The 12863-nt window shown below is 39.9% G+C and carries 10 protein-coding genes; 3 read left to right on the top strand and 7 right to left on the bottom strand.

Features of this window, described 5'->3' with window-relative positions; all coding sequences use genetic code 11:
* The 4 genes from spoT to GWI97_RS05590 form a co-directional block, all read right to left on the bottom strand.
* Positions 1-2127 carry a bifunctional GTP diphosphokinase/guanosine-3',5'-bis pyrophosphate 3'-pyrophosphohydrolase gene (gene spoT / locus GWI97_RS05605; RefSeq protein ID WP_036933842.1) on the bottom strand — a complete coding sequence of 709 codons (2127 nt, stop codon included), beginning with the start codon at positions 2125-2127 and terminating at the stop codon, positions 1-3.
* Between the two features lie 29 nt (positions 2128-2156).
* Complete coding sequence (gene rpoZ / locus GWI97_RS05600; RefSeq protein WP_006534607.1) at positions 2157-2432, bottom strand: DNA-directed RNA polymerase subunit omega; 276 nt, start codon at positions 2430-2432, stop codon at positions 2157-2159.
* Positions 2433-2486: 54 nt separating this feature from the next.
* On the bottom strand, positions 2487-3110 hold the full coding sequence (gene gmk / locus GWI97_RS05595) for a guanylate kinase (protein ID WP_036933844.1): 624 nt from the start codon (positions 3108-3110) through the stop codon (positions 2487-2489).
* A 305-nt stretch (positions 3111-3415) separates the two neighbouring features.
* Positions 3416-4033, bottom strand: a complete 618-nt coding sequence (locus tag GWI97_RS05590; protein ID WP_006534609.1) for a trimeric intracellular cation channel family protein — start codon at positions 4031-4033, stop codon at positions 3416-3418.
* Between the two features lie 136 nt (positions 4034-4169).
* Between GWI97_RS05590 and GWI97_RS05585 the strand changes: the two genes are divergently transcribed.
* Positions 4170-5456, top strand: a complete 1287-nt coding sequence (locus GWI97_RS05585) for a DUF3748 domain-containing protein (protein ID WP_036933846.1) — start codon at positions 4170-4172, stop codon at positions 5454-5456.
* 93 nt (positions 5457-5549) lie between these two features.
* Here GWI97_RS05585 and glyS read toward each other — a convergent pair whose 3' ends face one another.
* On the bottom strand, positions 5550-7622 hold the full coding sequence (glyS, locus tag GWI97_RS05580) for a glycine--tRNA ligase subunit beta (RefSeq protein WP_087803699.1): 2073 nt from the start codon (positions 7620-7622) through the stop codon (positions 5550-5552).
* A 9-nt stretch (positions 7623-7631) separates the two neighbouring features.
* The gene (gene glyQ / locus GWI97_RS05575; protein WP_004246832.1) at positions 7632-8537 is read right to left on the bottom strand and encodes a glycine--tRNA ligase subunit alpha; all 906 of its coding nucleotides are present in this window, start codon (positions 8535-8537) and stop codon (positions 7632-7634) included.
* A 237-nt stretch (positions 8538-8774) separates the two neighbouring features.
* On the opposite strand from glyQ, the gene GWI97_RS05570 reads away from it, so the two are divergent.
* Both GWI97_RS05570 and GWI97_RS05565 read left to right on the top strand, forming a co-directional pair.
* Positions 8775-9359: a DNA-3-methyladenine glycosylase I gene (locus GWI97_RS05570; protein WP_036933849.1), complete on the top strand. Its 585-nt coding sequence runs from the start codon at positions 8775-8777 to the stop codon at positions 9357-9359.
* 170 nt (positions 9360-9529) lie between these two features.
* On the top strand, positions 9530-10789 hold the full coding sequence (locus GWI97_RS05565; RefSeq protein WP_036933851.1) for a valine--pyruvate transaminase: 1260 nt from the start codon (positions 9530-9532) through the stop codon (positions 10787-10789).
* Between the two features lie 265 nt (positions 10790-11054).
* On the opposite strand, the gene GWI97_RS05560 is transcribed toward GWI97_RS05565, so the two are convergent.
* Positions 11055-12713 carry a putative transporter gene (locus GWI97_RS05560; protein WP_036933853.1) on the bottom strand — a complete coding sequence of 553 codons (1659 nt, stop codon included), beginning with the start codon at positions 12711-12713 and terminating at the stop codon, positions 11055-11057.
* Positions 12714-12863: the final 150 nt, after the last annotated feature.

Below are 12863 nucleotides of genomic sequence, written 5' to 3'. Positions count from 1 at the left end.
TTAGTTTTTATTGCGGCTAACGCGCAGAACATCAGGCATGATGCGAAGTTTACGCATGATATTGGCTAATTGAATTCTGTCTTTCGCAGTTAAGCGAATAAAAGCACAATACACACGACCATCTTTTTCTTCTGTATTCATACTTTGAATACTTGAATTTGCATCATTGATTGCGGCGGTTAAGTTTGCTAATGCACCTTGATGGTTAATCATATCGACTTTGATTTCAGTAATGAAATCACTGTTGATCTCTTTATCCCATTCGACAGGCATGAATTTTTCAGGCTCTTTCTGATAACCACGAATATTACGACAAGATTCATGGTGAATAACCAAGCCTTTTCCTGGGCTAATATGTGCCACGATAGGATCACCTGGAATAGGACGACAACATTTAGCAAAGGAGATCAATACGCCATCGGCACCTTTAATTGGCAGTTTAGGTGTTTCATCATTAGTTGCATTTGTTTGTGCGTTATCATCTTGATTGTGGCTATCAATTAATAAATTACGCGCGACAACAACACTCATAGTGTTACCTAAACCAATCTCAGCCATTAAGTCATCAATGGAATGAAGCTTCATTCGCTTCAATTCACGCTCAATATTCTCGGCTGAAATATCAGTGAGCTTATGCTCACCTAGAGCATGATTCAATAAACGGCGGCCTAAATTAATGGAGTCTTCGCGTTTTAAATTTTTCAGTAGTTGGCGAATTTTAGAGCGGGCTCTTGAACTGACGACAAAGTTTAGCCAAGCCGCATTCGGTCTTGCACCTGGAGCCGTAATAATTTCAACGGTTTGTCCTGTGCGTAGCGATTGTGAAAGTGGATAAGGTTGTCTATCAACTCTTGCACCCACACACGCATGACCAATATCAGTGTGTACAGCATACGCAAAATCGACAGGCGTCGCCCCCGTTGGTAATTCAACAATGCGACCTTCTGGGGTGAAAACGTAGATTTCATCAGGAAAAAGGTCTGATTTTACGTTTTCGATAAATTCAAATGAGCTACCTGCGCTTTGTTGCAATTCAAGTAGACTTTGCATCCAGCGTTGAGCTCTTACTTGTGCGGTTGTACCCGGTTGTTCACCTTGCTCTTTATAAGCCCAATGTGCTGCAACCCCCATTTCAGCCATTTGATCCATATCTTCAGTGCGAATTTGCACTTCAACTGGCACACCATGTGGGCCAATAAGTGATGTATGAAGAGATTGATAGCCGTTAGCTTTAGGGATAGCAATATAGTCTTTAACTCGCCCCGGACGTGGTTTATAAAGACTGTGCATTTGACCTAATACGCGATAACAGGTATCGACTTCTTTCACGATAACGCGAAAGGCATAGATATCCATAATCGAGTGAAAACGTTGCTCTTTTAGCAACATTTTGCGATAGATAGAGTAGAGGTGTTTTTCGCGACCGTTAACTTTGCATTCGATATGTGCTTCTGTCAGGCGACCTTCAATTTCAGAGAGGATTTTATTAATCATCTCTTTTCGGTTACCTCGAGCAGCCTTAACGACTTCTTTTATCACTCGGTAACGATTAGGGTGTAGCGCCTCGAAACCCAGTTCTTCAAGCTCTGTCTTGATATGATGTATACCTAAACGATGTGCCAGAGGGCTATAGATTTCGAGTGTTTCGCGAGCAATACGGCGACGTTTATCTGGGCGCAATGAACCCAGAGTGCGCATATTGTGAGTTCGGTCTGCCAGTTTGATTAAAATGACGCGGATATCTTTTACCATCGCCATAATCATTTTACGAAAGTTTTCAGCCTGAGCCTCTTTTTTGTCTCTAAACTTTAATTTATCCAGTTTAGAAACACCTTCAACAAGATCGGCCACTGTACTACCAAAAAGAGTTTCGATATCTTGAAAGGTTGCAGGCGTATCTTCGATAACATCATGCAACAACGCCGCCATCAGCGTTTGGTGGTCTAATCGCATATCTGCGAGAATACACGCAACCGCAACAGGGTGAGTAATATAAGGCTCACCACTTGAACGAGTTTGTCCCTCGTGGGCATTTCGGGCGACGATAAAGGCTTTTTTAAGTTGTTCAACTTGCTCTGATGGCAAGTATTTTTGAACGATTTGATTCAGGCTTTCAAACAGGTACAAGGCAGACCTACCCCTATTTTATAAAACGATTAACGACGACCTTCCGCAATCGCTGAAACAGCTTGTAATTCTGCTGCTTCTTGCTCTTGCTGCTCTTGACGTTCACGAGCATCAAGAATTTTACCGTTAATCAGGCCTTCTTCAATTTCACGTAGCGCGACAACAGTCATTTTATCATTTTCTTCTGGAACTAAAGGATCTTTAGCGCCAACTTGTAACTGACGCGCACGACGTGCTGCGACCAGAACAAGGTCAAAACGGTTACCAATTTTTTCTACAGCGTCTTGAACGGTTACGCGTGCCATATTTGTGTTACTCCACCATTAACGAAATGACTGGGCATAATACTGAAAGTTAACTCAGTCTGCCAATAATTTGCTGATTAAATCACCATGTCGTAGCGTTTGACGATCAAGGCGTAATTTTTCGGAACGAATAATTGATTGTAAATCAGCAAGCGCAGTATTGAAATCATCATTAATCAGCAAATAATCATACTCATTAAAATGTTCCATTTCCGATACAGCTTGTGACATACGTTTTGTAATCACTTCTTCGCTATCTTGCCCACGTCCTCGAAGTCGGCGATAAAGCTCTTCTTTTGACGGTGGCAGAATAAAAATACTGCGAGCTTCAGGCATCGCTTTACGCACTTGTTGCGCACCTTGCCAATCAATATCTAAAAAGACATCAACGCCACTGGCTAAGATTTCTTTGATGACTTTGCCGGATGTACCGTAGTAGTTACCAAAAACACAAGCATGTTCGAGGAAATCCCCGCTATCTATCATGTTTTTGAATTCTTCTTCAGTAACAAAGAAGTAATGTTCACCATGGCTTTCTCCCGGTCGCATAGGGCGAGTCGTATGGGAGACGGAAACCTGCGTGTCATATAAAGGCTGTGTTTTTAACAGCGCTTGAATAAGACTTGATTTACCCGCACCGCTTGGAGCGGAAACAATATAAAGAGTTCCTTGGATCATGATGACTTTCTGAATTTGACTGGAGAATTAAGTATAAATACAAGTTTAGGGAGCAAATCCCCCATATAGTATACACATACAATGAATGACATACAGTGCCCATGTTTAATAGAGGGCTATTTTTTTCTTATTGTATTCTCTTTTTTAATTGGGAAAACAAGAGAAAAATTAAACTATGTCAATATTAACATATAATTAAGGGTGCAGTGATAGGAATTACCTTTTATCACAATAGCGAAAAGAGATTATATTTTGAGATACCCCACAGAATCAAAAATAACCGCTGTTGTTAAAACAGCGATTCGTTAATCTTGATTCTCGTAATTAAAGACAGGTAAGCCCAATTTATAACGAATAGCGAGAAGTCGAGCCGTCAATCCTGCAATAAGGGTAATGATGATAATGACGTCTCTTGGTAATGGTGTATAAAACAGTAATCCCATATAAAGCCATGCGGCGCCAAAAGCGATACCGGCATAAATTTCTTTTTGGAAAACCAGAGGAATGGTATTACAAAGCATATCCCTTAATACACCACCAAAAGCACCTGTAATCACCGCGGCAATCGCAGCAATAATTGGGCCATACTCCATATCGAGTGCAATTTGTGCGCCGATAATAGAGAAAACCATGAGACCAATGGCATCTAGGATAAGAAAGAGTCGCTGTAGATGTTTCATCATGGGAGCAACCCACATGGTGATAACAGCAGCACATGCAACAGTGACAATATATTCAGGATGCTTAACCCAACCTAGTGGGTAATGGCCGAGGAGAATATCTCTGACAGAGCCTCCACCAATGGCGGTTGCAGAGGCAATAATAATGACGCCAAAAACATCCATTTTACGACGACCAGCAGCAAGCGCACCGGTCATGGCTTCTGCAGTAATACCAATAATATAGAGAACACTAAGTAACATGATTTTTTAATTTTCTGACTATTTAGTGAGGATAGAGTAATTACCTTGCGAAAAAGTCTCGACTGAATTTTTTTAGTGCCAGGTAAAATTAATTAGTTTTTATAATGTGGAAATTTATTTCCCGATAAGGATAAATATGTCTTTTCAGGAACACCAGATTACATTCGATCGCCGTCATCATCAGTTAACTAATATAAATGTTTGGACGCCAGATAGCCAGTGGTTAGTCTATGATGTACGTCCCAATGGAGGATCTTTTACAGGTCTAACCATAGAAAAAATTCATGTGAAAACAAAACAGCAACAGATAATTTACACAGCCATGCAAGGGGCACACGTTGGTGTTGCTACTGTATGTCCAATAGAGCCTGTACGTTATGCCTTCATTCATGGCCCTGAAAACCCAGACGATGAATGGCATTATGATTTTCATCACCGTCGCGGTGTGATTGTGAATGAATCAGAGCAAAATCGTGCTTTTAATATCGATGCATGCTCTTTGACTCCCCCTTATCAAGCAGGGGCATTACGGGGTGGTACGCATGTTCATGTATTTAGCCCTGATGGTTCACGTTTAAGCTTTACTTATAATGACCATATTATGCATGAACTGGGTTGCGAATATGATCAACGTAATGTCGCTGTCGCGGTACCATTAAAAGCAGTTAATGTTGCTAAAAAACACCCGCGTGAATATGACGGTGAATATTTTTGCACTGTGATAAGTCAAACTGTTGCTCATCCGAAAAAGGGAAGTGACGAAATTAATAAAGCTTATGAAGAGTGCTGGATTGGAACACAAGGCTACACTAAAGTTGATGGTTCACAACAGCGTTGGGCGATCGCTTTTATTGGCGATACGGTGAGTGAAGATGGCGAAAAAGTTTCTGATATTTTCTTAGTGGATTTACCGGATGATAATCATGCTTTCAGCATTGAAGGTGATAAACCACTGGCAGGAACCGACACAACAATGCCAGCTGTTGCTAAAGGTATTCACCAAGTCCGTCTAACAAACACAGCAAATAGAAAATATGCGGGTGTTTTAAATCAGCCTCGTCATTGGTTAAGAAGTTCACCTCAAGGTGATGCGATTGCTTTCTTAATGAAAGAGGGTAATGGTGTTGTACAGTTATATACCGTTTCGCCAAGTACGAAAGAAATAAAACAGATCACCTCGCAGGATTGGGATATTCAGTCAGCCTTTACATGGAATAGTAATGGACAATATCTCACTTTTATTTGCGATAACAGCGTGATGTTATGTAATGCAAAAACGGGTGAACTAACGCGATTAACAGAAAAAACAGCACAAGCACCAAGTAGTGATGCCGTTGTATTCTCTCCGGATGACCAATATATTGCATTTATGCGCGATGTTGATGGTTATCGCCAGATATTTACAGTCGAGACAGGGTTGTAAAGTGTCATAATATATTGAGAAGATATCTTCTCATTTAATAAAAAACCGGCATTGTGAAAGCAATGCCGGTTTGTGTTTTTTGAGGTGTACAACTTATTGTAAAACAGAAATATCTGCGACTTTTAAGAACAGTTCACGTAATTGGCTTAACATGGTTAAACGGTTGATACGAACCGCTTCGTCTTCATCCATTACCATAACTTTATCAAAAAAGTTATTGACCACATCACGTAATGAAGCCAGTTCAACTAATGCTTCTTGGTATTTGCGCTCGGCAAATAATGGTGCCAGTTTATCTTGTAATACAGAAAGATTAGCCGCTAATTGAACTTCTTCTGGTGCTTTTAAGACGGAAGCTAAAACAGTGTCATTCAGTTTTACGTTAGCAGATTTCGCTAAGATATTAGAAACCCGCTTATTTGCTTCTGCTAATGCGGAGGCTTCTTCTAATGTACGGAAATAAGTTACCGCTTTAACGCGAGCATTGAAGTCAGCTGGTTGTGTTGGGCGACGAGCTAATACAGCTTGAATAGTATCAATGCTGTAACCCAATTCTTGATACCAAGAACGGAAACGGCCTAACATAAATTCAACCACATCACTGACGACATTTTTGTTCGTCAGTTTATCACCGTAAAGGCGAACCGCTTCTTGCGTCAGCTCTTCAATATCCAACGGTAAATCTTGCTCAACGATAATGCGTAAGACACCCAGTGATGCACGACGTAAAGCAAACGGATCTTTATCCCCTTTTGGATGTTGACCGATGCCGAAAATACCTGCAAGGGTGTCCATCTTCTCTGCGATAGCGAGGGCGCTAGCAACAGGATTAGAAGGGAGTTCATCACCGGCAAAACGAGGCTGATATTGTTCTTTCAGTGCAACAGCAACGTCTTCGGCTTCACCATCATGACGTGCATAATGCATACCCATAACACCTTGGGTATCCGTGAACTCGAACACCATATTGGTCATTAAGTCACATTTTGACAGTAAACCCGCACGGGTTGCTTTATTAACATCAGCACCCATTTTATCTGCAATAAAGCCAGCTAATGCTTGAATACGGTCGGTTTTATCACGCAGTGTACCTAAGTCTTTTTGGAATAATACGGTTTCAAGACGTGGTAAGTTATCTTCTAAACGTTGTTTTCGGTCAGTTTTAAAGAAGAACTCTGCATCAGCTAAGCGAGGACGTACGACTTTTTCGTTACCACTAATGATCTGCTGTGGATCAGATGATTCAATGTTAGTGACGAAAATAAAGTTAGGTAATAATCCACCTTGTTTATCATAAACAGGGAAGTATTTTTGGTCACCTTTCATGGTGTAAACCAGTGCCTCAGCAGGAACGGCAAGGAATTTTTCCTCAAATTTTGCTGTTAACACAACTGGCCATTCAACCAATGAAGTGACTTCTTCCACTAAGCTATCGCTTAAATCTGCGATACCGCCCAGTTTTTCAGCGGCAAGACGAGCATCATGAAGAATAATGGATTTACGAGTTTCGTAATCAGCGATAACTTTTCCGCGCTCATAAAGAATTTCAGGATACTGATCTGCATTATCAATCGTAAATTCGGCTTCCCCCATAAAGCGGTGACCACGAATAACGCGATCGCTTTGGATACCTAAAATTTCACCATCAATAACAGTATCACCTAATAATAAGGTGACAGTATGAACAGGACGTACAAAGTGAGTATCTTTATCACCCCAGCGCATTAATTTTGGAATTGGTAATTTTGATAATGCAGTGCTTACCATGCCAATCAGCAATTGGTTAACTGCTTCACCTTTTACTTCTGCACGATAAAATAACCATTCGCCTTTATCTGTTGACAAGCGTTCTGCTTGGTCAACAGTAATGCCATTACCTCTTGCCCAACCTTCAGCTGCTTTGGTTGGTTTACCTTCAGCGTCAAAGGCTTGAGCAATTGCAGGACCACGTTTTTCAATGGTTCTATCTGCTTGTGATTTCGCCATATTAGCGACTTTAATGGCTAAACGGCGAGGTGCTGCAAACCAAGATACATCACCATGAGTGATATTGGCGTTGTCCAGCTCTGCAGTAAAATTAGCAGCAAAAGATTCAGCTAAAGAACGAAGCGCTTTCGGCGGTAATTCTTCCGTGCCGATTTCCACGAGGAAAGTCTCAGTTGTCATGATAGCCTCTTACTTTTTACACATAGGGAAACCAAGCGCTTCGCGAGAAGCATAATATGCTTCAGCAACTGCTTTGGTTAAAGTACGGATACGTAAAATATAACGTTGACGTTCTGTCACTGAAATCGCTTTACGTGCATCCAATAGATTAAAGGTGTGTCCTGCTTTTAAGATACGTTCATAGGCAGGTAAAGGCAGAGGTTTTTCTAACTCTAACAACTCGCGAGCTTCTTTTTCATATTGTTCAAAGCAAGAGAATAAGAAGTCGACATCAGCATATTCAAAGTTATAGGTTGATTGCTCAACTTCATTTTGATGATAGATATCGCCGTAAGTGGTTTTACCCAATGGGCCATCACACCAAACTAAATCATAGACGCTGTCTACGCCTTGAATATACATGGCAAGACGCTCTAAGCCGTAAGTAATTTCGCCCGTAACCGGTTTACACTCTAATCCACCCACTTGTTGGAAGTAGGTAAATTGCGTCACTTCCATGCCGTTGAGCCAAACTTCCCAGCCTAAGCCCCAAGCACCTAATGTTGGGTTTTCCCAGTTATCTTCCACAAAACGAATATCATGGATTGTTGGGTCTAAACCTAACTCTCTTAATGAGCCAAGATACAGTTCTTGAATGTTATCAGGTGATGGCTTAATGATAACTTGGAATTGGTAATAGTGCTGTAAACGGTTAGGGTTTTCACCGTAGCGTCCGTCAGTTGGGCGACGTGAAGGTTGTACATAAGCCGCCGCAATAGGTTCTGGCCCTAATGCTCGTAAACAAGTCATTGGGTGTGATGTACCTGCACCCACTTCCATATCTAATGGTTGGACAATGGTACAGCCCTGGCGAGCCCAGTAATCCTGTAGTGTCAGGATAAGACCTTGAAAGGTTTTGGTATCAAACTTTTGCATGTTATATCCGCATGGCGATACATAGAATAAAAAGAAAGGTTTCAGTATACCTTCTAGACGAAAGATATACAGCAAGGAATGCGGGCAATTTTCCCTCGATCAAAAAAATAATCCTCTAATTGACTTTATGACTATGCTCAAAGAAATAGATTGAATTTTTTTTCATCTATTTACATGTATATTTATACAGTATATAAGTGGTGCTATTGAAAGTTATTGATAACAAGGAATGAGAGAATGAGCAAACAGCGTTGCGACTGGGTAACCCATGATCCTGATTATTTAGCATATCATGACGATGAGTGGGGGAAACCTGAACGAGATAAATACAAGCTTTTTGAAATGATTTGCCTTGAAGGTCAACAAGCTGGGTTGTCTTGGTATACTGTACTCAAAAAAAGAGCAGGTTATCGCCACTGTTTTTTGGGCTTTTCACCTGAAAAAATTGCCAAAATGACTGAGAACGATGTTGACGCGCTATTACAAGATCCCGCGATTATTCGCCATCGAGGAAAAATTAACGCCATTATTAATAACGCGCGTATTTTTATGACAATGGAAGAACAAGGTGAAGATTTTAGTCAGTTTATTTGGCAATTTGTTGATAATAAACCAATTGTTAATCAGTGGGATGATATATCTCAAGTACCTGCATCCACTGAAATCTCAGATAAGATGGCAAAAACGTTAAAGAAAAAAGGTTTTAAATTTGTTGGTACAACCACTTGTTACGCTTTTATGCAAGCCGTAGGTATGGTAAATGACCATATTCTCTCTTGTTTTTGTCGTCAAGAAGAGAGTGAAAACACCAATAAAAAGTAAAATGTGGGTTGAGTTATCTTTAACTTAAGAAGTTATTGGTTTTATATTTCAATATTTAAATCTGTATTAATATTCCTATTTTATCATTTCTATTATAACTATTGATGCAGATTAAAGCTCGCGGTATGGTATTTCTTAACGAGAAAGCAACATAGAAGATACCTGCAAAGATGACTCAACTATCACAATTTGGGCAAAAGTTTGCTCAGCATTCAGGCATTGCTCGCTTGATGCAAGATTTAAATGAAGGGATCCGTACACCCGGTGCTGTGATGTTAGGGGGAGGAAATCCAGCTCATATTCCTGAAATGGATAACTATTTTCGCCAGTTACTTAAAGAGATGACAGAAAATGGCACGTTAAGTGATGCCGTTTGTAACTATGATGGCCCGCAAGGCAAAGATGCGACGTTACAAGCGTTGGCGGCATGTTTAAAAGAGAAACTGGGTTGGAATATATCAGCAAAAAATATTGCATTAACCAATGGTAGTCAAAGTGCTTTTTTCTATTTGTTCAATTTATTAGGTGGCACAACCAAAGAGGGGAAAAAACGTAAAATTCTTTTTCCAATTGCCCCTGAATATATTGGTTACGCAGATTCAGGATTAGAAGAAGATCTGTTTGTTGCAAATAAGCCAACTATAGAAATGTTACCTAATGGCCAATTCAAATACCATGTTGATTTCGCTCATCTTGAGATCAGAGATGATATTGCGGCTATTTGTGTTTCAAGGCCAACAAATCCAACGGGGAATGTTATTACTGATGACGAAGTGGAGAAGCTAGAGGCTTTATCCAAGCGACATAATATTCCTCTGATTATAGATAATGCTTATGGCGTTCCTTTTCCGGGTATTATTTTTACCCAAGCCACACCTCGTTGGAATGACAACACTATTCTTTGTATGAGCTTGTCTAAGTTAGGCTTACCTGGCACACGTTGTGGCATTATCATTGCTAATGAAGAGCTAATTTCGGCTATCACAAATGTGAATGGCATTATTAGTCTTGCACCTGGTGGCATTGGTCCTGCAATGGCATTAGAAATGCTAAAACGTGATGATTTAATGCGATTATCTCAAGAGGTAATTGGGCCTTTCTATCATCAGCGTGTACTGGAAACGATTGATATTATCCGTCGTTATCTACCTGAGGATCGTTGTCTCATTCATAAACCTGAAGGTGCTATCTTTTTGTGGCTTTGGTTTAAAGATTTGCCTGTTTCTTGTGAAGAGCTTTATCGTCGTTTGAAAAAACGTGGTGTGTTAATGGTGCCTGGGCATTACTTTTTCCCGGGGTTAGAGGATTCATGGGAGCATGCTCATCAATGTATGCGTATGAATTACGTGCCTGAGCCTGAATTGATAGAGAAAGGAATAAAAATTCTGGCTGAAGAAATCGAGAACATCTATCAGCCAGTGAATATCTAATAAAAATGCCCCTTCAGCGAGAAGAAGGGGCAAAGACAATAACGAGGACTTTTGAGCATAAGTTTGACGGAAAGAAATTGATTACTAAAACGTTAGCAATCCGTCTCAATCTAAATTTCTTAGCACGAGAACTATTAAAACAGACATTTATAAAATCTATGGCTTAAATAAGAGCCATTCATAGCCTTAATTATCCCTCTGCTAAGCAAAATGTGGATTTTAGTAACATATTTAGTTCAACTGATTAATATATTTATTATTTTTGCTACAAAGTCCAGATTATAAGTGCCATTAATTGTGGTGTTATTATGCGTAAAAACATCGCTAAAGGATAAACGGTGGCATAAGAAAGAGCCGCAGCCCCACTTGAGCTGTGAATTGAGTTTGCAAAGGCCAATGCAGGAGGATCAGTCATTGAGCCTGCTAACATACCACAAAGACTTAAATAATTAAGTTTAAAGAAGACTCTGGCGATGACACCTACAATCAATAACGGTAATAGCGTAATAAGAATACCATAGCCAATCCAACTCAGTCCTTGACCATAAATTAAGGTTTCGACAAATTCACCGCCAGAGTTTAGTCCTACCACAGCAAGAAACATGACAATGCCCAATTCTCTCAATGCTAAGTTTGCGCTTGGGGGCATAAACCAATAGAGCTTACCAAATGTCCCAATACGCCCTAAAATTAAGGCAACAACAAGCGGACCACCAGCTAATCCCAATTTAAGTGCCACAGGAATACCGGGAATAAAAATAGGAATAGAGCCAAGTAAAACCCCTAATCCAATACCAATAAAAACGGGTAGCATTTGAACTTGTTCTAATTTTTGGCGAGCATTACCTAACAAGACAGTAATCGCTTCAATAGATTCGGGGCGACCAACAACATTAAGAATATCCCCGAACTGCAACATACTGTTATGACTTGGTATAAGTTCGATACCTGCACGATTTAATCGAGTGACTACGACATCGTATTTTCTTTTAAGATCAAGATCTTTTAAACGCTTGCTTAATACTGAATCGTTAGTGACAACGATCCGCACAGATTGCAGTAAATTTGTTGACGTTGAAAGTGACGCATCGACCTCTTCCCCTAATATAAGACGTACTTTATTGAGATCTTCTTTTGAACCAACAATATGCAGTAAGTCCCCTAATTGAATAATTGTTGATGGCATAGGTACCATAATGTTGTCTCCTCGTTTTAAACGTGAGCAGACGAGGGCATCTTCATTGAGTAAAGGAATGTCTTGCATTAATAGGCCATCTAAATTGGGATTTTTAATAGCAATATTAATGGTATGTAGTGTATCTTTAGTACTATTTTGTTGATTACTAAAGGCTTTTGCTTCTTCATCAATATTGATTTTAAAGAAGACACGAAGAAGCCACATAACGAGTAAAATGCCACAAATCCCCATAGGGTAAGCCATTGCATAACCCATTCCCATTTGTCCTACAGAGGTCGGGTCAACTTGCAAATCTGTCAGTATTTGTTGCCCTGCGCCCAAAGAGGGGGTATTAGTGACCGCACCAGAAAAAATACCCAAAATAATAGGCAAAGGAACATCAAACAAACGATAAATAGAGGCTGTTATTATTGAGCCGAGAAGAATAATTAAAATCGCAAATGCGTTTAGTTTTAAGCCTGAAACGCGTAGTGAAGAGAAAAAGCCAGGACCGACTTGGATACCAATCGTGTAAACAAAAAGAATAAGCCCAAATTCTTGAATAAAATGAAGTGTTTGTGCGTTAAGCGAAAAATTATAGTGCTGAGCAAAATGACCAATAATAATCCCACCAAAAAGAACACCGCCTATCCCTAAACTGACTCGATAGATTTTGATATTGCCAATCCAAAGACCTAGAGCGCCTGCTAATGACAACATCACCATTGTTAGTGCAATATCACTCATAAAAAAGATCCTGTACCTAAAAAAATAGAAATGAGAAAATTTGAGCTAAAACGATAAACCTATTTTGGCAAAGAACAATGAAAGCCGCTGTGTCTTATCGCACAGATTTAACATATATAGAGATCAAAAAAATAAAAAAGACAAATATAG

The organism is Proteus sp. G2300 (assembly GCF_009915965.1).
Taxonomy (GTDB): Bacteria; Pseudomonadota; Gammaproteobacteria; order Enterobacterales; family Enterobacteriaceae; genus Proteus; species Proteus vulgaris.
Note: the sequence above shows the minus strand (reverse complement) of the source record. Positions and strands in the feature narration are given on the sequence as shown.